The 23,388-nt window shown below is 63.8% G+C and carries 20 protein-coding genes; 7 read left to right on the top strand and 13 right to left on the bottom strand.

The window, feature by feature from the left end:
- Nucleotides 1–69: 69 nt before the first annotated feature.
- From mdoH to ACE3UG_RS15410, 7 genes are all read right to left on the bottom strand, one after another.
- Nucleotides 70–2,628 (bottom strand): glucans biosynthesis glucosyltransferase MdoH, encoded by a 2,559-nt coding sequence (mdoH, locus tag ACE3UG_RS15440; protein WP_374625493.1) that lies wholly within the window; start codon nt 2,626–2,628, stop codon nt 70–72.
- A gap of 74 nt (nt 2,629–2,702) precedes the next feature.
- Complete coding sequence (locus ACE3UG_RS15435; protein WP_374625379.1) at nt 2,703–4,226, bottom strand: glucan biosynthesis protein G; 1,524 nt, start codon at nt 4,224–4,226, stop codon at nt 2,703–2,705.
- A gap of 641 nt (nt 4,227–4,867) precedes the next feature.
- Nucleotides 4,868–5,818 carry an alpha/beta hydrolase family protein gene (locus tag ACE3UG_RS15430; RefSeq protein WP_374625377.1) on the bottom strand — a complete coding sequence of 317 codons (951 nt, stop codon included), beginning with the start codon at nt 5,816–5,818 and terminating at the stop codon, nt 4,868–4,870.
- A gap of 240 nt (nt 5,819–6,058) precedes the next feature.
- Complete coding sequence (locus tag ACE3UG_RS15425) at nt 6,059–7,309, bottom strand: MFS transporter (RefSeq protein ID WP_374625375.1); 1,251 nt, start codon at nt 7,307–7,309, stop codon at nt 6,059–6,061.
- Complete coding sequence (locus ACE3UG_RS15420; protein WP_374625373.1) at nt 7,306–8,496, bottom strand: amidohydrolase family protein; 1,191 nt, start codon at nt 8,494–8,496, stop codon at nt 7,306–7,308. The genes ACE3UG_RS15425 and ACE3UG_RS15420 overlap by 4 nt, the downstream gene beginning before the upstream one ends.
- Nucleotides 8,497–8,601: 105 nt before the next feature.
- Complete coding sequence (locus tag ACE3UG_RS15415) at nt 8,602–10,077, bottom strand: sodium:solute symporter (protein ID WP_374625371.1); 1,476 nt, start codon at nt 10,075–10,077, stop codon at nt 8,602–8,604.
- Nucleotides 10,074–10,319: a DUF3311 domain-containing protein gene (locus ACE3UG_RS15410; RefSeq protein WP_374625369.1), complete on the bottom strand. Its 246-nt coding sequence runs from the start codon at nt 10,317–10,319 to the stop codon at nt 10,074–10,076. Before ACE3UG_RS15410 ends, ACE3UG_RS15415 begins: the two co-directional genes overlap by 4 nt.
- A 313-nt stretch (nt 10,320–10,632) precedes the next feature.
- Here ACE3UG_RS15410 and ACE3UG_RS15405 point away from each other — a divergent pair, with 313 nt between their 5' ends.
- Entirely contained in the window at nt 10,633–11,439 is an 807-nt protein-coding gene (locus tag ACE3UG_RS15405; protein ID WP_374625367.1) for a GntR family transcriptional regulator, read from the top strand.
- A gap of 213 nt (nt 11,440–11,652) precedes the next feature.
- The gene (locus ACE3UG_RS15400) at nt 11,653–12,954 is read left to right on the top strand and encodes a UDP-N-acetylglucosamine 1-carboxyvinyltransferase (protein WP_374625365.1); all 1,302 of its coding nucleotides are present in this window, start codon (nt 11,653–11,655) and stop codon (nt 12,952–12,954) included.
- A gap of 85 nt (nt 12,955–13,039) precedes the next feature.
- Here ACE3UG_RS15400 and ACE3UG_RS15395 read toward each other — a convergent pair whose 3' ends face one another.
- From ACE3UG_RS15395 to ACE3UG_RS15385, 3 genes are all read right to left on the bottom strand, one after another.
- Complete coding sequence (locus ACE3UG_RS15395; protein WP_374625363.1) at nt 13,040–14,371, bottom strand: MFS transporter; 1,332 nt, start codon at nt 14,369–14,371, stop codon at nt 13,040–13,042.
- A 66-nt stretch (nt 14,372–14,437) separates the two neighbouring features.
- Nucleotides 14,438–15,091: a hypothetical protein gene (locus tag ACE3UG_RS15390; RefSeq protein WP_374625361.1), complete on the bottom strand. Its 654-nt coding sequence runs from the start codon at nt 15,089–15,091 to the stop codon at nt 14,438–14,440.
- A 222-nt stretch (nt 15,092–15,313) separates the two neighbouring features.
- The gene (locus ACE3UG_RS15385; protein WP_374625491.1) at nt 15,314–16,267 is read right to left on the bottom strand and encodes a LysR family transcriptional regulator; all 954 of its coding nucleotides are present in this window, start codon (nt 16,265–16,267) and stop codon (nt 15,314–15,316) included.
- Nucleotides 16,268–16,569: 302 nt separating this feature from the next.
- Between ACE3UG_RS15385 and ACE3UG_RS15380 the strand changes: the two genes are divergently transcribed.
- From ACE3UG_RS15380 to ACE3UG_RS15365, 4 genes are all read left to right on the top strand, one after another.
- Nucleotides 16,570–16,782, top strand: coding sequence for a hypothetical protein (locus ACE3UG_RS15380; protein ID WP_374625359.1), 213 nt, complete (start codon nt 16,570–16,572; stop codon nt 16,780–16,782).
- A 58-nt stretch (nt 16,783–16,840) separates the two neighbouring features.
- Complete coding sequence (locus ACE3UG_RS15375) at nt 16,841–17,188, top strand: hypothetical protein (RefSeq protein WP_374625357.1); 348 nt, start codon at nt 16,841–16,843, stop codon at nt 17,186–17,188.
- A 342-nt stretch (nt 17,189–17,530) separates the two neighbouring features.
- A complete protein-coding gene (locus ACE3UG_RS15370; RefSeq protein WP_374625355.1) occupies nt 17,531–18,637 on the top strand; it encodes an O-antigen ligase family protein in 1,107 nt (368 codons plus the stop codon).
- Between the two features lie 14 nt (nt 18,638–18,651).
- Nucleotides 18,652–19,545 carry a glycosyltransferase family 2 protein gene (locus ACE3UG_RS15365; protein WP_374625353.1) on the top strand — a complete coding sequence of 298 codons (894 nt, stop codon included), beginning with the start codon at nt 18,652–18,654 and terminating at the stop codon, nt 19,543–19,545.
- Between the two features lie 84 nt (nt 19,546–19,629).
- Here the strand turns inward: ACE3UG_RS15365 and ACE3UG_RS15360 are convergent, their stop codons facing one another.
- The gene (locus tag ACE3UG_RS15360) at nt 19,630–19,800 is read right to left on the bottom strand and encodes a hypothetical protein (protein WP_374625351.1); all 171 of its coding nucleotides are present in this window, start codon (nt 19,798–19,800) and stop codon (nt 19,630–19,632) included.
- Between the two features lie 121 nt (nt 19,801–19,921).
- Entirely contained in the window at nt 19,922–20,974 is a 1,053-nt protein-coding gene (locus tag ACE3UG_RS15355) for a YeiH family protein (RefSeq protein WP_374625349.1), read from the bottom strand.
- A gap of 249 nt (nt 20,975–21,223) precedes the next feature.
- Between ACE3UG_RS15355 and ACE3UG_RS15350 the strand changes: the two genes are divergently transcribed.
- Complete coding sequence (locus tag ACE3UG_RS15350) at nt 21,224–21,886, top strand: 2-hydroxychromene-2-carboxylate isomerase (RefSeq protein WP_374625347.1); 663 nt, start codon at nt 21,224–21,226, stop codon at nt 21,884–21,886.
- A 44-nt stretch (nt 21,887–21,930) separates the two neighbouring features.
- Here ACE3UG_RS15350 and ACE3UG_RS15345 read toward each other — a convergent pair whose 3' ends face one another.
- Nucleotides 21,931–23,238 carry an SGNH/GDSL hydrolase family protein gene (locus tag ACE3UG_RS15345; protein ID WP_374625345.1) on the bottom strand — a complete coding sequence of 436 codons (1,308 nt, stop codon included), beginning with the start codon at nt 23,236–23,238 and terminating at the stop codon, nt 21,931–21,933.
- Nucleotides 23,239–23,388 lie beyond the last annotated feature (150 nt).

The following is a 23,388-nucleotide window of genomic DNA, read 5'->3' as shown; positions in this document are numbered from 1 at the left end:
AAAGCACGGCAAGGCGCGATGCCTTGCCGTGCTTTCATTTCGTGGCGTCGGTCGCGCGTGACGGATCGCTCAGGCTGACGCGAGGAAGCCCTGCGCCAGGCCGTGGGCGCGCGCATCGCGCAAATCGCGATGCGCGCGCGGATCGGTCCACACCAGCAGATGGAGCGCAGCGAGCGCGCGCGGATCGTTGAGCAACTCCCATTTCTGCGTGTTCGTCAGTCTCGCCGGTCCCTTGAACAACGCGGTCTCGATACGGCCGGCACGCACGGCATCGCGCTTCGGATCGTCGAGGGTCGGCACCACGCTCGCGGCCATCATGGCGTTGGCCACGGGATCGACCACGGCATCGACGAAGTCGACATGTCTGCGCGACGCTTCGGTGTACTTCTGCGTCATGCGCAGTTCCTTGGGCGGCCACGACTCCTCCGGAATCAGGAACAATCGTGCACGCTTGAGGCCGCGCCCCAGCGACACCCGGCTGGAGAACACGGAGACGGGAATCGAGATCATCATGGACCCGACGATCGGCATCAGCCACCAGATAAAGTCGGGGTTGAGCCAGTAGACGAGCGCGCCCCACCCCATCCCGATCAGCGTATGCAGACCGTGACGTCGAATCGCCTCGCCCCAGTGGGTCTCGGCGTCTTCGCGCGGCGGCGATTTCCATTGAATCGCGATGCCAGTGAGTGCGGCGAGTACGAATTGCGTGTGAAAGAGCATGCGCACGGGCGCGAGAACGGCCGAGAAGACGAGCTCGATGAACATGCTCACGGTGAGCGCAAACGCGCCGCCGAAGCGCTTGGCACCTTTCGCCCAGATCAGTACGACAGCCAGGATCTTCGGCAGGAAGAGCAGCGTTGCGGTCGCCGAGAACAAGGCCAGTGCGCGTTCGGGATGCCACTCCGGCCAGACGGGGAAAAGCTGTCGAGGGGCCGTGAAATACTCGGGCACGACGAGGGTGTGCTTGGCGAGCAGGCACGTCGAGAGGATGAGGAAGATGAACCACAGCGGCGCGGAAACGTAGGCCATTGCGCCCGTGACGAACACGGCGCGGTGCACCGGATGCATGCCCTCGGCGAGGAACAGCCGGAAATTCATGAGGTTGCCGTGGCACCAGCGGCGGTCGCGCTTGAGTTCGTCGAGCAGGTTCGGCGGCATCTCTTCATAGCTGCCGGGCAGGTCGTACGCGATCCACACCCCCCAGCCGGCACGCCGCATCAACGCGGCTTCGACGAAGTCGTGGGAGAGAATCGCCCCGGACATTGCGCCTTTGCCCGGCAGCGGGGCGAGCGCGCAATGCGCCATGAACGGCTTCATGCGAATGATCGCGTTGTGGCCCCAGTAGTGCGATTCGCCCAATTGCCAGTAGTGCAGACCGGCGGTGAAAAGCGGGCCGTACACCCGTCCGGCGAACTGCTGCAAACGCGCATAGAACGTTTCGCGCCCGGCGGCGAGCGGCGCCGTCTGTATCAGGCCGGCACTCGGGTGTGCTTCCATCATGCGCACCAGCTTGGTCAGACACTCGCCGCTCATGACGCTGTCCGCGTCGAGCACGATCATGTACCGATAGTCGTTGCCCCAGCGGCGGCAGAAGTCGTCGAGGTTGCCGCTCTTGCGCTTCACGCGGCGCTTGCGACGACGGTAGAAGATACGGCCGAAGCCGTCGACCTCGCGACACAGCGCCTGCCAGGCATCGACTTCGGCCGTGCAATTGTCGGCCTCGTTCGAATCGGACAGGATGAAGAAATCGAAACGTTCGAGCGAATCGGTCTTTGCAAGCGATTCGTAGGTCGCACGCAAACCGGCGAAGACGCGGCCGACGTCTTCGTTGCAGATCGGCATGACGATGGCGGTGCGTGCATCGGGGGCGATCGGCGCGTCGCCTGCCGCCATCTTCGAGATCATGTGACGCTCGCCGCCGAAGAGCAGGACGAAGAACCCGAAGATCGCGGTCCAGAACCCCGCCGAGACCCAACCGAAGAGCAGCACGAACAGCGCCAGCACGGCAAATTCCAGCGGATCGGCGCCGTGATACGGCAGCACGGACGCCATGAAATGCGTGGCCAACGCCGTCTGCGCGATCATCAGGGTGAGCAGCATCCAGCGACGGCGCCGCCCCGCTTGCGACCATTGACCTTTGGGATCGGGTGCATCGCGCACGAGCGGTTCGGGGTCCTTGCGCCCCGTCAGGGCGCGCCACAGGCGTGCGAGCGGATTGAGCGACCAGACACGCGGAATCAGCGACGTGCGGCGCACGGGCGGCGCGACGCGCAACGTCTGCACGCCACGCACCTCGTTCAATCCGACGGCGGCGGCGAGCGATCCGCCTTCGGTCAACGCAAGCCGCGCCGGTTGCGAGGCGAGTACCGCATCGCTGTCGGATTCGATTTCGGCGATATCGGGGGCATGCCACGCTGTTGCCGTCACGGCGGCGGCGGCAGGTGCGTCGGGCTGCGAGGCGCCGCCGGGGGCTTCGGAGGCGACCGTGCTGGCAACCTCCGCAGTCGTATCGGCGGGCGCAGACACGCCATCCACCGCGCCGTTCGCGACGCGCGCGGCGAGCAGGCGTTGCAAGCGGGTGAGAACGTCGAGCGAATCGCCGCCGTCACGCCTCGCTTGCGCGAGCAGGGCGCGGCGTTTCTCGGCGGGCAGCGGCAGCCGGTCGACGTACAACTCGTCGACGGGAATGTCGGCGCGATCGCTCACTCGGGGGGTAACAGGTAGCTCCACGTTTCGGATAGGGTGTTACTGCCGTTGCGCAGGTAAGCGCGCATTTCGACGGGTTTCTCGGAATCGAGGCGGCGCATGCGAAGCATGACGCGATAGCCTCCGGTGACGTCATTGCGCTGCGTCTGGACTTCAAGCAGCTTGCCATTGCTGTCGATGGATACGTTCCCTTCGACCTTGGCATCTTCTGGCAGTTTCTTAAGCGCCGGGCCCTCGAAATCGAGCGCAAACAACAGACTGTCGTCCGGTTTTCCCCGGTAGCCATGCCCACGCCGGCTTTGCGACACCCACGCCGTCGGCGGGCGCTTGTCATTGTCTTTCTGCCACGAAAGCCGGTATTCGATCGTATAGGGCTGCTTGGGCTTGGGCGGTGCATCTGGCACCCAATAGGCGACGATATTGTCGTTGGTTTCGTCGGGCGTCGGAATTTGTACCAGTTCCACGCGGCCCTGCCCCCATTTACCCTTGGGTTCGACCCAGGCGCTCGGGTGGGATTCGTAATGATCGTCCAGATCCTGATAGTTGCCGAAGTCGCGGTCGCGCTGCACGAGCCCGAATCCCCCCGGATTCGACAATGAGAACGACGATACGAGCAAACGCTTCGGATTGACCAGCGGACGCCAGATCCATTCGCCAGTCCCCGACTGGATCGAGAGACCGTCGGAGTCATGCACTTCAGGACGGTAGTCGGGCACCGCCGCCGGCTGATTCTCACCGAAGAAGAACATGCTCGTGAGCGGCGCAATGCCCAGCTTGGTAACGTTCTCGCGCAGGAAGAGCTCGGCCTTTACGTCCACGGTAGTGTCAACGCCCGGGCGCAGCACAAACCGATACGCGCCAGTCGCACGCGGCGAATCGAGTAGCGCGTAGATGACCAGTTCCTTGGCGCCCGGCGCGGGACGTTGTATCCAGAATTCCGTGAAGCGCGGAAACTCCTCGCCGGAATTGAGCGCTGTGTCGAGCGCCAGCCCGCGCGCGGACAGGCCGTACGTCTGGTTCTTGCCCAGGGCGCGGAAATAGCTCGCGCCAAGGAAAACCATGACTTCGTCCTTGTATTTGGGCGTGTTGACCGGGAAATGGACGCGGAACCCCGCGAATCCCAGCCCACGCAGCTGCTTCGGATCGACTTTCAATGCGCCAAAATCGAACATGTCCGGGTGGTAGCGCAATTCGCGCACGCTGTTGCCCACCAGTTCGTTGATCTTGACCGGACGATCGTAGTAAGAGCCCTCGTGGAAGAACATGAGCTCGAACGGCAGCTTCTGCGCTCGCCACAATGCCTTTTCAGGCTTGAAGCGAATGTTGCGGTAACGATCGTAAGAAAGGTTCTGCAGATCTTTGGGTAGATTCGGATCTTTCGGCTTGTAGCGGCTGTTCGCAAGCGTGCGGGCCTGCTTCGCAACGTCGTCGAACGAGAAGGCATGCGCCGCGCCAGAAACCAGCGCGCAAAAACTGAGCACGCTGGCCAGCGCCAGACGCAAGGCACGTCGGGAAGTCATGCGGGAAACCGTGTTGACCAAGAATTCCATCGGCAGTGGGAAGTGGCATGTAATGCGCGTGCCAACCGTAGCCAGCGTGCGCCGAACGCGCAATTTTACCCGTTCATTTACCGATTGACTAAAGATACATCGGCAAAACCTTCGAAGCGGGCACTCACATTACCTCAATCGTCCGCCCCGACGCTGCCCCACTCCCACTACAAATTTGTGACGATTTGTGACCAACCCGCAAAATGGAAAGGTTTCACTCCATTTTCAACCCGTCTCAATCCGCCAGCCCGCGTTCTCACCCGCGTTCTCACCGGCTTCTCACCCGCTTCTCGGACCGCTTCCCCGGCCACTTTTCCAACCACCTCTCCAACCACCTCTCCAACCACTTTCCCACCCACCCCATCAGCATGCCACCGCCCCACCCACCGCCCCCCCCCCCTCCCCGATTACAACCCCGACGGACCAGAGGCCCCTTTCCGCCGCTCAGACATAAACCCAACTCGCTGCAAAAAGGGGCCTCCGGTCCGTCTCCTCAATCTCGTCAACCTCCCCCGTTCTGCCCGTGCCCCAATTCCCTATTCACAATTCCCAATTGTCTCAACCCAATTCAGCTACATTCCCGCTCACACGCCCCCCCCCGCCCACTTGCCCTACTTCGCATCAAATTTCACACCAACCTCAGGCGCCGGCGCTACACATCGATGTGCACGCAAGTTGTCAAGAAAACGCCGCACCACCGGCAACACCCTCGCCTCGATGTCCCCATGCCCATACCCGAATCCAGCAAAGTTGAAATGCGTCGCACCGTCAACCACCGCTAGCCAGTGACACCCCGCAGGCATGTCCGCATACGGCTCCGTACGCGCCTGCCATCGGCCATCAAGCGGCTCGTCACGCGTACCCGTCACCAACAACACCGGCTTGCGAATCTCACGCCACGCCCCCGCAGGAAAGATCCGCCCCGACCCCTGCGGCGAAAACGCTATGTAACCGTCGAATCGGTCACCGCTCGCAACACCCAACCTGTTCTTTGCCCCCGCTTCAATCATCACCACGGCCGCCCCCATGGAATGCCCCCCGAAAACAGCCGGCCCAGTCCGACACTGCGCCCGCGCCCAACGCAACGCCGCCCCAGTGTCCTCCAGTCGGTCAACATACGCTTCGGGATCCGTAGTGAGCACCAACAAACCATCACGCAATCCGCCGCTGCGCACCCGATCACGCAAGGAGTCATGCCCGCTTTCCTTGTGCGCCATGGTCACCGTCAACCACCCATACCCCGAAAGCGCTCGCCCCAGCCACGCAAGCGCATCGCGATCATCCCCCGCACCAGGACTCAATATCGCCACGCCACTACAATCAGACGCCGGCCGAAAAACATGAAGATCGGCGTACGCGCCATCGCCACGCAACACCCGCAAGTCATCCCCCGTCAGCGACGACGCCCTCGACTCAGGACGCGCGCTCGGCGAGGAAGCAGGGACAGACGCAGATTTCGGCACCGGATTGCCCGGCACCATCGTGTCGGCAGCCACCGCCGACAAAGGGAACAAAACGAGTAACAACGCCATTACGCTGCAGGCACCAAGCGCGGCAAGCATCGTCCCGAATGTTCGACTCACAACGCTGCGCGACTCTCCGAACATCCATTCTCCCTTGCCTTCAGGCAACCCTCAGCCACTCAGCCACTCCACCCCTTCAGCCCATGCGGCCAGGAACAACGGCCTCGCGCCGAAGTCCCGCTGCGACATCTCACGATGAACCATCTTAGCGCGGATTGCGTAGGGACTCCGCATGAATTTTGCCTGCGGCAAGGCCGTCTCTCATGCGCAGCGTGCACGTCAGACACGCTGAAGCGGGCCGCGCGATAAACCGAGTGCCAGCGCATAGCCGCCGGGATCGAAGCACCATGTCAACGCGATCAGCGCCACGTTGAGCAGGATGAGTCCAATCCACGACGCAATGAAGCTGCCCGTCTCGGCAAGCACCGCACCGGCGGCAAACGGCGCCAGCGCGGCGATGCAAAAGCCTACGCCTTGCATGAACGCGGCAAGCGCCGCCGCGTGACCCGGATGGGCATGGTGATCGAGCGCCAACACGAGCCCGAGTGAGAACGTGCCACCCAATCCGAACCCGATGGCGCCGACCCACCCCCATGCGGCGACGTCCGGCGCGACCGACAGCCCGACAAGACCACCCACCGTGGCGGCAAGCGCAAGCGTAAGCCAACGTCGGCGGTCGACATTGCGGCGCGCAAGCCACGGCAGCGTCAACGCCGCAACGACCTGACATGCCGTCATCCCCGCCAGTAAGGCGCCGCTGCGCGTCGGGCTCAGGCCATGCTGCTGATAGTACGGCGGCAGCCACGCAACCATCGTCGTATAGGTGCAGTTGATGAATCCGAAATAGACAGCGAGCGTCCACGCACGACGCTTGCGCAACAGTGCGAACATGGACGGAACGCTGCCCGCCACCGGCGCGACGCGCTCGCTCGCGGCCAGACACGCGGCCCGCAGGTGAGCCGCCGTGGTCACCGCCGATCGCGCCGCCGGAACCAACGGCGTACACCACCAAACGAGCGCGGCAGCGCATACCACGCCAAGCCATATCCCCAGCCCGGCGCGCCAATCGCCGGTCGCGGACGCCACCCACGGACTCGCCGCGGCCCCAAGCCCGCCTCCGCCCATGAGCGCGGCGGAATATAGACCCATCATCGCCGTCATGCGCGCAGCGCTGTAGTTCGCTTTCACCACGCCGGGCAACTGGGCCTGAATGATCGCGATGCCAATGCCCGACACGAGCGCTGTGGCGAGCAGCGTCGGCGTATCGTCGGCGACGAAGCGCGCCCCGCAGGCGAGCGCCAGCGCCGCCAACCCCACCAGCACGCCCCAACGCTCGCCGAAGCGGCGCGCCAGTCCGTCTGCCGCAAACGCGCCCGCGCCCATTGCAAACACCGGCAACGACGTCAGCAATGCCGCCACGGGATAGGTCATCCCGGTCGCCTCGCGGATTTGCGGCAGCAGCGGACTAATGGATGTGAGCGTCGGCCGCAGCGTCAACCCGATCGCAACGATGGCCAGCCAGAGGGTCATACGGCAACGCCCTCGCTCACTACGATATGACCGTTCGCCACCACCCATCGACGCGGCGCACGTGTGGCGATGGCCTGCGCAGCATTCACGGCATCGACCAAAACCAGATCGGCGCGAGCACCCACATGCAAGCCGTAGTCGTCAAATCCGCACACCCTCGCCCCCTGAGCGGTGACGCAATCGAGCGCAATCTCCAACGCGTCGTCGCGGCGCAGGTTGTAGCGCAGACCGATCATCATCGCGCGTTCGAGCATGTCGGGCGAACCGTACGGCGTCCACGTGTCGCGAATGCCGTCGTTGCCGCCCGCCAGCGGAACGCCCGCACGGCGGCAGGCCATGAGCGGCGGCACAGCGCGCGACGGCGGCGCGGTCGTGATGAGCGCAACGCCGGCGTCGGCCAGACGCGCGAGCATCGCATCGGCACGCGCCGGCTCCAGCTCTCCCAGGCAAAAGCCATGCGATACCACGACCTTGCCTTGCATGCCGAGCGCGTCGATGCGCTCGAGCATCAGGTCGAGCGTAAACACGCCCATTTCGCCCGGCTCGTGCAAATGGATGTCGACAGGACATCCATGCCGGTCGGCCAGCGCGAACATGGCGTCGAGCGATGCCTTCGGGTCTCGATCGATGGCGCACGGATCGAGCCAGCCGAGCACGTCGGCACCCCGCGCAAGCGCGTCGTCGAGCAACGCCACGGTGCCCGCGCGATCCAGCACCCCCGATTGCGGGAACGCTACGATCTGCATGTCGAGGGTGTCCGCCAGCCGGTCGCGCGTGGCGAGTACGCCGTCGAGGTGGCGCAGGCCCGCGTCGGTATCGATGTCGACGTGCGTGCGCAGCCGCGTGGTACCTGCCGCGAGAAACGCCCGCGCGAGGCCGAGCGACGCCGCCCCGGCGTCGTGTCCACGCTCGGCGCGCCACTGACGCTCGTTGTCGATTCGGTCGATGAGCTGCGAGCCACACGCGTTGACGTACCACGGCATGCCCCACAGGGTCTTGTCCAGATGGGTGTGCGACTCGACCAGACCGGGCAGCAGCAATGCGCCACACGCATCGATCTGACGCGCGGCATTGTTGCGCACCTCGGGCAGCGACGGCGTGAGCGCAGCGATCCGCCCATGCTCGACGCGTATGTCGATCGTCGCCCCATTCATGTCCCGCGCGTTGCGAATCTCCAGTGTTGTCATGCCTTCCTCAATTCCGTGATGAAGTGAATCGGCAGCACGCCGCGCTCGCTCGCGGGGTGCCGCCTGCCAGTGACGTTCGCAATTTCGATGTCACCGCCGCCCCGGTCAGGTGCTCTGCGCGAGGCCTGCTGCAACGTTGCGCGAACGCGTGAACACACTCACGGCCACGAACGTCACCGCATTCACGGCGAGCGCCACAAGTCCCATGTTGATCGACGCGACCGTATCCGACACGCCAGGAAGCAGCGTGCGCAGGTTGACGTCGAACCCAACGGCCGCCGCCAGCACGACAGCGCCAGCGCCGATCCCCGCGAATGCACCGTACTTGTTGCCGAAGGGACGCGGCAACAGGCTGGACACGAACGACGGGAACAGTTGCGTAAGCAGGCTCGAAGCGAAAAGCGCCAGCGCCACGAACGTCGCCCCGCCCCGCAACACGAAGCCCACCGCCACCAGCCCGAAGACCGGCAACACACGCTTGGCGAGCTTACCGACAACGGCATCGCTCGCCTGCGGCGCAATGCCGTCGCGGTAGATGTTCTTCGCAATCAGTGTCGACGCATTGAGCAGGATCATCGAACCCGGCACGAGCGCGGTCAACACCCCGACGCCGCCAATCACGCCCACGAACCACGGAGAAAATGTCTGCTTCACAATGCGCAGCAACGCGAGATCCGAATCTGCGCCGGTCAAACCAGGCACTTGCAGAATCGCGGCGAACCCCACGAAGAACATGAACGCAATGACCATCTGGTAGAGAGGCATCAGGATCGTGTTCTTGCGCACGGCACCCTCGGTCCTGGCCGCGTACACGGACGTGAACACATAGGGGTACAGGTAGTAGCCGAGCGACGTGAGCAGGATCGTCGAGTTGTACCAGGAAAGCGTCAGGCCGCTCGCAGGCATCTGCAAAAAGCCGGGACGCGACGCGTCGATACGCGCGAACATCTCGCCGAAGCCGCCAAAGTAATGCAGCGGCAGATAGACGCCAAGGAACACTGCGATCACGAGAATCAAGATGTCCTTGTATATGGCAATGCTTGCAGAACCGTGAATGCCCGACACGCTGATGTAGAGCACCATCGCAATCGCACCGCACCAGATCGCCACCGCCGGCGTAATCGTGCCGTACGACGCCTCCGACACGATGATGCCCAGTCCGCGCAACTGAATGATCAGCAGCGCGGTCATGCCGAGCACTGCCACCAGCGAGACGACGACACCGAGCGCTCGCGAGCGGTACGCACTGACAAAGAAGTCCGAGAACGAAACACAGCCGTGCCGCATCGCGTGACGCCAGACGGCCGGCAGCATCCAGTAGCCAAGCAAATACGCCAGCGCGCCGTAGGCAAGAATGTAGAACGCGGGCGGCCCCTTGCTGTAGGCCCATCCGCTCGCGCCGAGGAACGTGAAGGTCGAGAACGCCTCCCCCGCCATCAACAGAAAGACGAGCAGCGTGCCGAAGCCGCGACCGCCCACAGCCCACTGCTCCAGACTCATCGTGCGCCCGCGACGAGCGCGTAACCCCACGAAGAGCGCGAATGCGAGAAACGCAACGATAACGGCGAGCGCAGCGTTCATGACGCAGCTCCGTCAGTTCCAACGGGTGCGCGCGCCGCCTTCGCCACGTCACGCGCGGCCTCGCGCGATCCGTCGAAATGAAACATCACGCCCATGACCACTGAAGTGAGCAGCAACCAGACGATATTCCATGTCATGAGGAACGGCAGACCCGCCAGCCGAGCACCCAGATGTTCGGCCAGCCAGCCGCCGCTGTAGAAAGCCGCGACAGGAAGCGCGGCCAGGCAATGCACAGGTTTCATAACGTCTCCAGACCCAAAGGGATTTCAAGGTCGGCCGCGCGAATGGGACTGCGGCGGCCCCCAATGGCTTGACCACTTCGTTCATGCCCGGCGCGATAGCACACCCTCATCGATTTGCATATCATCAACCAAACACAACAAAATGATTAACCATTTTTGTTGACCATTATCGGCAACGATGGATCGAAATGCAAGGTCGAGATGGCGGGACGGCCGACACCGAGGGTTTTCCGGGAGGTAGCGCCGGGGGCGAAGGGGCCGGGTACAATGCGCCCCACATGTACGTGAACCGCGATTTTCAAGGAGATCGGGCTTGAGCCGCACCGCAGCACCAGCGTCGCCGCGCGACGCGTCCCGCACCGAGCCAACCCACGCTCACGATGCGGCCCAGGATCTGCCAACCGGTGGCGACGACACGCCGGGCAGCGCGGGGCAGCAGATCGAGGCACGTGTCTACCAGGCCATTTCGCAGGCGCTGCTCTCGGGCAAGCTCCGGCCAGGTATGCCGCTGCGCGAACGCAATCTGGCTCAGGCGCTCGATTGCACGCGCGGCGCGGTGCGCAAGGTGCTCGCCCGGCTCGGCTTTGAGGGCAAGCTGGTGCTCGAACCCAACCGGGGCGCTTTCGTGCCACAACCGTCGCTCGACGACATCCGTCAGACGTACCGCGCTCGGCGCGTGCTGGAATCCGGTGTGATTGCGAGTCTTTGCGGGCATTTGAGCGCGTCGCAGCTTGCGATGCTCGACGCGCATGTCGCCATGGAGGCCCGCTCCCATGCCGAAGGCACGCATGAGCGCTCGATACGTCTTGCGGGCGAGTTTCACCTGAAGTTGATCGGCATGGCGGATAGCGCCGAACTCGACACGTTTGCGCGCCAGCTCGTCGCCAAGACGGAGCTTTACAAGGCGCTATACGACCCGGCGGAGTTCATGCATTGCGCACCGACGGAGCACGCACAACTCGTGAGCCAGTTGCGTGACGGCAAAGCGCTCGCCGCGATGGCGCTCGCGACCGCGCATCTCGACGAACTCGAAGCGCGAGTGCTCGCCCGCGCCGCGGCTGCCGAAACTCCCGATTTCCGCGCCATCTTTGCCGAGGCGTTTGCGCCCGCACCACGGTGAGCGCCCTGCCCATCGGGCAACGCTGGTTGACGCGACACACTGCGCTGTCGCCCGTCAAGCCTCGCGGCAATCCCGCCACGGCGTTGGGCGTTGCGTGGCGCACATCCCCCAATCGGGGGTATATTGCGCCTGTTTGCGGTGGGCCTGCGGCCCGCCTGCCATTTTCACCCTCCCCCGCTTGACGCAAGAAAGCGCGAAGCCCGAAGGAAGCCCATGTCCGATCTGGTAGTCCACGGCGGCCAGCCGCTACGCGGCCGCATCACCCCCTCCGCCAACAAGAATGCCGTTCTCCCGGTGCTGTGCGCCACGCTGCTCACCGATCAGCCAGTGCGCCTCATCGGCGTGCCCGAGATCACCGATGTTCGCAAGATCCTCGACATCTTTCGTCAACTCGGCAGCGAGGTGAGCGTCGATTTCGATGCCGGCACGCTCGACATCCACCACCACAGTACCCAGTTCGACCCGCGCACCGACCATCTGCCGGAAGAAATGCGTTCGTCGATCATGCTCGTGCCACCGCTGCTCGCGCGTTTCGGCGTCGCACGCATCGAAGACAACGTCAAGGGCTGCACGCTGGGTGTGCGCGAGATCGATCCGCATATCGAAGTGCTGCGCCATTTCGGCGGACGCGTCGAGCGCACTGAAGGCTCGCTGCTCATTCACGCGGACGAAACACGTCCCGCCATCCATCACTGGCTCGATTACGCGTCGGTGACGACCACGGAGAATTTCGTGCTGTGCGCGGCAACCGCCAAGGGCCGGTCGCAGTTGAACAACGCGGCGTCGGAGCCGCATGTGCAGGAGTTCTGCCGCTTCATGCAGATGCTGGGAGTGCCGATCGAGGGCCTAGGCACGTCGCAACTCGCGATCGAAGGCGTCGAGCGCTTTGGCGGCGGCGAATTCCGTTTTGCGGAAGACTTCCATGAGATCACGACGTTCCTGGCGCTCGGCGCCATCACCGGCGGAGAAATCACGGTCAAGAACACCGCGCCGGACCAGTTCCCGCTCATCGACCGCACGTTCGCCAAGTTCGGCGTGAAGGTCGAACACCGCGACGGCTGGTCGACCGCCACGGCGCCAGGCAAGCTCAAGGTGCAAACGCCGTTCACGCAGAACATCCTGACGAAGGTGGAAGCCGCGCCGTGGCCGTATTTTCCGGTCGACCTGCTGCCGATCTTCATCGCACTGGGCGTGAAAGCCGAGGGCAGCGCCATGTTCTGGAACAAGGTCTATGACGGCGCAATGGGTTGGTCGACCGAATTGTCGAAGTTCGGCGCGCATGTGTTCCAGTCCGATCCGCATCGCCTGATTACGTTCGGCGGCGTGCCGCTCACGCCGGCCGTCGTCGAGAGTCCGTACATCATTCGCGTGGCAATTGCGCTGCTCATGGTGGCGGCGAGCATCGACGGTCAGTCGACGATCAAGAACGCCGACCCGATCCGGCGCGCGCATCCGCGTTTTGTGGAGAATCTGTGCTCGGTGGGTGCGAACGTCGTCTGGACGACACCCAAGTAAGCCGTCGATTTTCTGTACAACGGCTTGCTTTGCACGGCACGCCCCAACGCGTGCCGTGACGATGCAGGTACGGATACCGAGTCGCTCAGTCTCTGAGCGGCTGGTGCGCCGTCTCGCGAGCGGCGAGAAGTGCAATGGCCGTGACGGTGAGCGCCGCCGTGACATACAGCGATACGGAGAGTGTCGTGCCGTACGTCTTGTATAGGGTCACGATGATGAGCGGCGCAAATCCCCCTCCGAGAATGCCCGCGAGGGTATAGGCGAGCGACGACCCGGCGTAGCGCACGCGCGTCGGGAACTGCTCGGTGACAAAGGCCGCCTGCGGGCCGTACATGATCGCGTGGATCACCAATCCGACGATCACGGACAACACGATCAGCACCGGTTGGGACGTATCGAGCAGCACGAAGAAGCCATACGCCCAGATCACCGCACACAGCACGCCGAATCCATACACCGGACGACGGCCAAGCTTGTCCGAGAGCGCACCGAACAGCGGCACGGTCAGTGCATTGCATGCCGTGCCGAACAGCACCGCCGTAAGCGCCAGCGGACGCGACAGGTGCAGCGTGCCCGTCACATACGTCAGCGTGAAGACGACCATCAGCGCATAGAGCACGTCGGAGCCGATGCGCGAACCGCCGGCCACGAGCAGATTGCGCCAGTGCGAACGGAAGACGTCGGCGATGGGCATCTCCGCCTGACGCTCCGATTGCTGGATCGCCTCGAACATCGGCGTTTCCTCCACGCCTCGACGCACCCACAGGCCGAAGCCGACCAGCACTAGGCTCAGCAGGAACGGCAGGCGCCAGCCCCATGCGAGAAAGTCGTCGGGCGAAATCGACAGCGTGATGAGCGCAATGAGACCGGTGGCGAGCAACGTGCCGAACGACGGACCGACCTGCGTCCACGACGCGTTCAGGCCGCGCTTGCGCTGATCGCCATGCTCCACCGAGAGCAGCACCGCCCCGGCCCACTCCCCGCCGAGTGCGACCCCCTGCACGAAGCGCAATGCGACCAACAGCACCGGACTCCATATTCCGATCGACGCGTACGTCGGCAACAAGCCCATCAGGCCGGTGGTCAGCCCCATGACCACGAGCGTGAGCACCAGCACCGCACGCCGTCCGATCTTGTCGCCGAGATTGCCGAACACGAAGCCGCCCAGCGGCCGCGACACATAGCCCACGGCATAGGTCGACAAGGCAAGGATGGTGCCGACCAACGGATCGACCGACGGGAAGAACAGGTGATTGAACACCAGGGCCGCGAGCGTGTTGTACACGGTGAAGTCGTACCACTCGAGCGTGGTGCCCACCATGCTGGCCGTCGCGAGGCGGCCTTTGTTCGGGCGCTGCTGGCCGGTGGCGGTAACGGCGGCTTCACGCGCGTCGCGCGTGTCGGAATACGTGGTCATGGAGGTCTCCAGAGATATGCGCGAGACTCGCCGGATAACCGGGTCTCGCAAGAGGATGGCGAGACGTCAGTCGTCGTTGGCGCCGAGACGCCACAGCATGGCGAAGCGGGTGACTTCGCTGGCCGGCACGCCATAGGCGGCGGCCAGCGTTTGTGCGGCAGTGCCCACGGCGTCCGGATCAACGCCTTCGATCAGCACAACGGCATCGGCAGGCGGCAGCGCTGCGTCCGTGGCGGTGAGCGAGACGGACAGCGCCGGCACGGTGACCTGTAGCGTGGCACGCACGATACCGTCGCCCTGTGCAAGTTCGGCGAGCTGCGCGTGCAAACGCGAGCGGGCCTGCGCGACCGCCGTCTCGGTCAACACGAATGCGGCAAGCATGCCGCCCTGACCTTCTCCCGCCTCGATCTCGAGCGTGCCGACCCGGCGCTGCGTGCCCTGCATACGCGCGAAGTTGCGCAACGACCACGCTGTCTGATGGTGGAAGGCCCGGCGGTAAGGCTCGCTCGTAAAGACGTCGGCGTCCTGCGTGCAGTAGAGCGCCAGATATGGGCGGGCGCAGTCGTGCATGGCCTTGAAGCGACGCGCGAATCGAAAGCCCGGTATCGCCACACGCTCCTGCATGTGTTCGCGGTCGTACCAGCGGTTGAAGTCGGCTTCGAAGGCCGGATCGATACTCGTCCAGATGCAGAGTTGGGCGCGGGGGGCTGTCACAGTCATGAGGCATTCCATCGGTTTCGACAATCGGGAGGCCGAACGACACGCGATGCGCGTGGCTCGACCGATTTGCCGAGTGTGCAAAACCTGACGGGAGCGCGTCCAACAAGAAATCAAATTCGCCGCGACAGCAAATTCTTATGACTTACGCGCAGCGCTTGCCGCGCAGAGATCGACGAGGAGATGTAGGGGACATGCCGCGCACGCCATGCAACGGCCGACGGCTCAGGACTCGGCGGCGCCCCACGCCGGAGCGGTCATGGCTGCAGCGGGCGGGATGGCGATGTCCTGCCCCATGTTCAAGGCGAATTCGCTGGCGGTGCGCTGCGCAAGACGCGCCACGTTTTCGGCCAGCAACGCGCCCGTGCGGAATGATCCGACGAGCGGGAGGTTGGGGAAATTGGCGTTCACGCGCAGCAGATGCAGGCTGTGCTCGCCCAGTTCGCGCTGAATGATGGCCGGCGGGAGCATCGCCACGCCGAAGCCGTCGGCAACAAGCCGGATGATGGCGGCGACCGAGGTCATGCAGTTCACGCGCACCGGCCGATCGGCCGCGACCGAGAACATACGCTCGAGTGTTTTGTGCGGCCCGGAGTTGCGCGAAAAGCTCACCAGCGGATACACCGCCAGATCGGACACATCGAGCGTTTCGCCTTCGAGATTGAGCTTCGGGCTCGCCACCCAACGCATCGGAAACTCTGCAAGCGGCAGATTTTCGATCCCGGCGCCGTTTTGAACATCGGTCTGCAACACGAGGTCGAGCGTTCCCCCTTCGAGCTGTTTGCACAGATTGATGGTCGTCTCGCTGGTGACTTCGATCTCGAGCTGCGGATACTCACGGTGAATGCGCGCGGCCAGATCCGGAAACCAGCTGTGCACGATCGACTCGACAACGCCGATCTTGAGCACACCCGGCGGCATGTCCGGATCGCTCAGTTCGCGCTTCATCTCCTGCCCCAACATGACGATGCGCTCGGCATACGCCAGCGCCTTCTGACCCGCCGCCGTGAGCGTGACCTCGCGGGCGCTGCGATCGAACAGGCGCACCCCGAAGCTCTGCTCCAGCGACGCGATCCGGCTGGACACCCCCGCCTGCGTTGTGTGCAGACGTTCGGCCGTCAGACGGAAATTACGTAGCTTGGCAAGCCAGACGAAGGTTTCGAGAAAGCGCAGGTTCATGCGGCGTGGCGGGTGGCGGATGGCGATAAGGCGGCAAGCCATGGGGAATGCCCCATTCTAGCCGGAACAGAAATGCGACAAGGCAACGCTATTTGCGGACATCCGCAGCGACATGGGTGTTACGGGGGAACGTTCCCGCCATGTTTCGTTTTCGTAACGTTTACGGTGGGGCGCTGGCGACACGCGTTACGTGCGCCCTTGAAAATCATAGCGTTAGCCGCGTCAAGCGAACTGGCACGGGACTTGCTGAATGTTATCCAACGGCCCGCCGAGGCCGGAGGGCCGACGTTCTGGAGACTGTCATGGTAACCGCCCACTTCCGCCGACCGCATCCCACCGTGGAACTCGCGCGCTGCGTGTTCCGGCAGCATTACATCCGCATCATGCAGGCTGATCGGCCTGGCAGCTACGCGGTGCTGGTCGACGTTTGGCCCATGGATGGGCGCACATTCACGAGTATCGATCAGGCCAAGCACGCGGCGATGCTGTTCATCCGTGACATGGAAGCCGATTGAACCAGCGCAGGTGATTCCGCGCCAGGGAACCTGGCGCGGCCAACGAGACGAGATACCGATGAAACATCACCACCCGAATCGCAGCGCCGCCGAGCGCCATGTTCTGCCGGCCTTCTCGCGCCCGGCCACCTGTCAGGAGGTCGTGCTCGATCCAGCGGGCGACCCATACGCGCGGATTGCCGTCGAAGCGTACGCCGATGCGTGCGCCCACGAACAGCCTTGGCTGGCAGAAGCGTTGCAGCGTCAATATCAGTTGGTCGGCGGCACGCCGTCGAGCGCCGCAGCGCTCTGGCGCGCGTTTCACGCGGCGCAGCGGCAGGCGCGCCAAGGGGAATCGTACGATGAAGCGGCCTGGTCGCACGTGGCGCTGCATCTGTGCGGGGTATTGGGCGCGATGAACCTGTAAGCGCCCAGGCGGGCGGGCACACACGCTGATGTTGCCGCTCCGGGAGAAGTAAAATCCGGCTGCGGGGGACTGTTTCTGGCATACTTCTGGCTAAATTTCTAGCGGATTCGCCTTCAGTACCCCATGCCCCTCATTTCGACGTTGTCGTCCGACATTCGACGGCGCGCGGTTACATCGATTCTAGGTGCATTGCTTCTTCTCTTTCCCGCTGCGACGCTGGTCGTCCATCGCGGGGGAAACGCTGTGATGTTCCTTCTGCTGGCGTGCAGTCTCTACGTTCTCGTTGCAGAAACGAGAACGCCTACGCGCGAGCCGGCAGCTTCGGTCATGCCACGCCACGCCTTGCCAGCATTTACCGTGGCACTGTGCCTGCCATTTGCCGCGGTCATGCTGAGCGAGTTGGTCCACGGGCACGTCGCCGGCAACACACTCGACTCGCCGTCCCGATTCTTGATGGCGATCGTGGTCATGTTTGCGCTGCGACGCCTCGGTGACGACCTGCCCGCCTGGTTCTCTTTCGGTTTGCCGATCGGAGCGTTTGCGGCGGCGGCTACGGCTTCCTATTCCGTCATCGAGTTGTCTGCCCGGGCGGAAAGCACTTTTCTGAATCCAATCCATTTCGGCGACATTGCGCTACTGCTGGGCGTGCTGTCAGCGCTTTCCATCAACTGGCTCAAGCGCGATGGCGCGCTGGGAATCACGATTAAACTGGCAGGTGCATTGGCTGGCGGTTACGCGTCATGGGCCAGTCAATCGCGGGGGGGCTGGATTGCATTACCGGTGATGGTGATCGTTTGCGTGTGGATCGGTGGCAAAGCGCTCAATCGCAGTGCGCGCTGGGCCACAATTGTTCTGCTCTGCGCGGCCACTGTCTTGCCTGTTGCGCTATCGCAAACCGTTCGCACACGAATGTTCACCGATGTCTCGGTCGATTTGTCGAATCTTTCGAAGGGACATCCCGATTCGTCGGTCGGCATTCGGCTGGAACTCTACAAGGCGGCGCTGATCCTGATCCGTCAGAACCCCGTCACGGGATTGGGTGCACACGGCTTCCATGACGCCATGGCACCGATGGCCGAAAAGGGTATCATCACGCCGACTGCTGCGGACTTGGGCCGTGGCGAGGTCCACAATCAGATTCTGGCCTATACCGCGGACTATGGCATAGGCGGGTTCATTGCCATGCTCGCGGTGTACGTCGTGCCAGCCTGGTTCTTCATTCTGTGCATTCGCCGCGGCGACAAGCAAGCCCGCCGCACGGGCCTGCTCGGCCTGCTGACCGCCGTGTCGTTCTTCATTTTCGGACTGACCGTCGAGACGTTCAATCTCAAGGTCACGACCGCGTTCTATGCGACGATGCTGGTCACACTGGCCGCGATTGCGTACCCCGCGAGATCGCGAAGCATGCCCAGCACGCCTACCACGCCCAGCAAGCCTGAACGTAGCTAACCGCGCACGCTTCCATGCTAAGCATTCTGATCCCGACCTGGAACAACCTGCCGTTCCTCAAGCTATGCGTCGATAGCGTTCGCCGTCATTCCCGCGAGACGCACGAAATCCTCGTTCATGTGAACGATGGCAGCGACGGCACGCTGCAATGGGTGAGAGAACAAGGTCTGCGCCACACGCACAGTAGCGGCAACGTGGGCGTCTGCCTGGCGCTCAATCAGCTGGCGCCACTGGCATCGAACGATCAATTGCTTTTCCTGAACGACGACATGTTCGTGACTCCCGGCTGGGACGTCGCCCTCATCGACGCTGCCCGCTCACTGGACACGCCGATCTATTACCTCTCGTCGGTGATGATCGAACCGAACGCAGGCGTCAGCAAGCAGGTGGTGTCGCAGGACTTCGGCACGACGACCGAGACCTTCGACGAAGCCGCCCTGCTCGCCTTCGCCGCCTCGCTAGGCCGCGACGACGTGAACGGCGTGCCGACGCAGCCCACACTGGTCAGCCGCCATCTGTGGCATCTGGTCGGCGGCTACAGCATCGAATTCGGGCCGGGCATGAGCAGCGACGACGACTTCCTGATGAAGCTGTGGCTCGTCGGTTGCCGCACATTTCGCATTGTCGGCAAGAGCGTCGTGTATCACTTCGGCTGCCGATCGACGGGCCGTGTGGTGAAGAATCGCGGCAGTCGCGAGTTTCTGATGAAATGGGGCATGACGCAGGCCGAATTCAAACGCCATTATCTCGATCTGGCCGGCACACCGGCTAGCGCCACACTCCCCAACGTGCCCCGGCCCAGCGGCAAGAGCCGCATCAAACGCGCACTGCACGGTAGCACGCCGTATCCGCTCGAAGACCTCGAGCGCTGGGACGCCAACGTGCCGCGTCATCTGAAGCCGGACTGAGCCGCGCGGCAAACACCGTCCCACCGGCTGACGCATGTTGGCCGCCTTGACTGAATCTCCTCCGAGACGTTGGCGTTCCGGCGATCAATGCCGGGGGTGACGAATCTTCGCCCACGCATGCTCCAGACGCTGCACCGCCCGATGGTCCGGGTGGCGCGTCCACCACACGCCCAGCTCCCACACCATCCCAGCCAGCAACAGGATCACGGCGAGTGCGCCGATCGTGTACCAGATCTCGCCGAACGAGGTTGTCATAACGGCCTCCCAAAGGCATCACGGACGATCAACGAGCGCCCGTGATTGCATTCTAGTCGACGAAACCTGCCTTGCCCGGCCGATCTGCCCTAAGTGCGCGCGACGTCCGCCGCGCGGCGCCTCAAAGTTGGCCCATCGCGAGTTGCACCGCGAGGCTGCTGACCGACACGGCGGCCCACACCCCGAGTCCCAGCAGGATGGGACGCACGCCCGTCGACGCCATGCGGCGCAGGTTCGACGACAGGCCGATCGCCGTGAGGGCGACAATGATGAGGAACTCTGCCGCGTCGTGAATCCACGGTTGCAGCTCAGCCGGTACGAACCCTGCCGTGCGGACACCCGACGCGACCAGGAATCCGAGGATGAACCACGGGAAGATGCGGGCCAGGCTGAAGTTTCCCGCCCCGGCACGTTTGGCACGATACGCGACGATGGCAGCCAGCGTGAGGCAGATCGGGATGATCAGCGTGGCACGCGTGAGCTTGACGATGGTCGCGTAATCACCTGCGGTCTTGCTGTAGCTGTACCCCGCAGCCACCACCGACGACGTATCGTTGATCGCAGTGCCCGCCCACATGCCGAACCCCAGATCCGACAGATGCAGCATATGACCGAGCATCGGGAACAGCAGCACGGCGGCAATGTTGAACAGGAAGATGGTCGAGATGGCAAACGCCGTCTCGTGGTCGTCCGGCTTGACGATCGGTGTAATGGCCGCAATCGCCGACCCACCGCAGATCGCCGTTCCCACGCCAATGAGCAGCTTGAGCTTGCCGCCAACACCCAGCAGACGGCCCAGCCCCCAGGCGGACAGACCCGCAGCGGTGATCGTGACCGCTGTGACGGCCAGCGACTCCAACCCGGTATGCGCCACCTGCGACAGGCTCAAGCCGAAGCCGAGCGCGATGATCGACCACTGGAGCACGTACTTCGCCGCGAACCTGATCCCCGCTTCATAACGGGCACCCGGCGCGAACAGGTTGCGAACGAGAATGCCGAGCAGAATGCCGAAGACCGGCCCCCCGACAAGCGGCATCTGACGCCCAAGCAGCAGCGCAACGAACGCAATCACGGTCGCGAGAATCAGGCCCGCCCACGGATTCTGCCGATTCGGCACCAACGTGTCGGGCCGGCGAGCCATGGCAAGGTGATCGGTATCGGTTTTTGTAGCCATTGCAGACACTCCTCTGGAATGACTGCAAGTCTAAGAACTTCGATGAAATAATAAAAATCGTTATATCCAATGAAAAATATCTGAAAATCCGATATTAATCAGACTCGCACCTAACTCACTGAATCGATAGCTATTTCCATCGCACATTGCGGGAACGAGCGACACAGGCAGTCGACTCGGCCCGCTACACTTCCCGAAGCCGCCCTCGTGCCGCCAAGGCAAGTCCCCCCACACCGGAGACCGAACCTCATGTCGCAAAATGCCGACGTCCCCACCCGCCGCGCCCAGTGGTATTTCGATTTCGCCTCCCCGTTCGCATATCTGCAATTCGAGCGCTTCGATACCCTGCCGAGCGCGTTGGCGATCGACCTCAAACCGATCGTGCTGGGCGCGATCCTCGCGCATCTCCAAACGCAAGGACCCGCCGAGACGCCGTACAAGCGCATCTTCACGTACCGCATGGCGCAGTTCCGCGCACAGCAGGACGGCATCGCCTACCGAATGCCACCTGTGCACCCGTTTCACCCGATTCGGGTACTGCGATTGGCCGTGGCGCTCGGTGCGACTCATGAGGTTGTGCGTACGATTTACCGGTTCATTTGGGCGGAGGGGCGCGACGTCACCGATGCGCAGGGCTGGCAGGATCTGAGCGAACGCCTCGGGCACAGTGCCGAGGCGGCCAGCGCCCTCGCCGAGGCGCCCGCGGTCAAGGCCGCCCTGCGCGAGAACACCGAAGCGGCGATTGCGGCCGGCGTGTTCGGCGTACCGACGTTTGCGCTCGACGGCGAGCTATTTTGGGGAGACGACGCGACAGCGCTGTTCCGGCACTGCATCGAGCATCCGGAATGGTTGCGTTCGCCCGAGGTCGAGCGTCTGCAAGAGGTGACGGTCGGCGTGCGGCGCGATCGCTGACGCGCGCCGCCTGGCGCTTATCTCGATCACCTCGATCACGCCGATTATCTCGCCGCGCCGAGCAGCAGCGGAAGCGGCACGGCGTCGGCCATGGCAGCGTAGCCGGCGTCGTTGGGATGCGTGCCGTCGCCGCTATCGAGACGCGGCAAGAGCCGCGTCGGTTGGGCCGGATCGCGCAACGCGGCGTCAAAATCGATCACACCGTCGAACGCCCCGCTCGTGCGCACCCATTGATTGACGGCCTCACGCACCGCCTCGCGCTCGGGCGGCAGTCTGCCCGGCGGGATGGTCGTGCCGAGAATGCGGACGTTGCGCGAGCGCGCTGCGGCGATCAGCGACTGATAGCCCGCGATCATCTCGGGTGCGGTCACGATCACATGCGGCACGTCGCAGTCGAGCCCGGCGTGAGGCGGCACATAACCGAAATTGATGTCGTTGATGCCGATCTGCACGACCACCGTACGCACCCCCGGTTGCGCCAGCGCATCGTGCCGGAAGCGGGCAACGAGCCGCTCGCCATAGCAAGCCGAATCGTGCAGCAACCGATTGCCGCTGATGCCAAGATTGAGTACCGCGACATCGCCTCGCCCGGCACGCGCCAAACGCCGCGCCAGAACATCCGGCCAACGGCGGTTCGCATTCAGCGTGCTGCGCATGCCGTCCGTGATCGAGTCGCCGATGGCGACAATCGCCTGCGCAGGCGCATCAGGCACCACGCTGAGTCCGGCTAGCCATAGCGTGTTCGTAAAACGCTTGGGATACGCCGACGCCTGCGCGGCATCGACGAAATCCCCCGCGCCACTCAGATACGCGGTCTGCTGCGCGATCTTGTGCCAAGTCGTCGGCGGCCTGGCCTCCCGTGTAAAGAGACTGACGGCCAGCGGCGTCCCGGCTCGCACCTCGAAGGGCAGCGGATCGCTATCGAGCCAGGCGCCCGGCGCAATCCGCGCCATCGGTTGAGCGCCGAACGTCATCGCGCGCACGCTGCCGGCATCGACGGCCGCGCCACGCAGCGACACAGCAAGGCTCGCCCGCTCGATCACCAACGGCTGTGTGCCGAACGCATTGGAGAAGCGCACGCGGACTTCATTACCGGAGAGCGTCGGATAGACGATTTGCCGCACGGTGCGCCCGCCGACGGCCGGCGCTCGGTTGAAAGAAGGGGCCGCCGGATGCTGGGCGACCGCTTGCGGGGCCGTCGCCCACGTGCCGACACGTGCGTTCTGCGCCAAGGCTGGCGACGCTACGCCCGTCACTGCACATGCGAGCAGCGCACAGCGCAGGGCAACATGCAGTGCACGCTGGATTCGGGGCAAACGGTCGGGGGAAGAAGATCCGGGAATCAGAAACATCGGGAGCATCGGGCCAACGTTGGCAATTCGACCGGAATTGTCCGGAGGCAGCCGCCATTGTGCCCGATTGTGGCGGTTGGCAAAGGCCGACATCGCTGCCGGCGGCGCCAACGCAACACGAGGTTTGATGCAGCGAAACAGAACGCGCCA

Origin of the sequence: Pandoraea sp., assembly GCF_041919235.1 — a bacterium.
Taxonomy (GTDB): domain Bacteria; phylum Pseudomonadota; class Gammaproteobacteria; order Burkholderiales; family Burkholderiaceae; genus Pandoraea.
The sequence above is the reverse complement of the archived record's forward strand: the minus strand, read 5'-3'. Positions and strand labels throughout refer to the sequence as shown.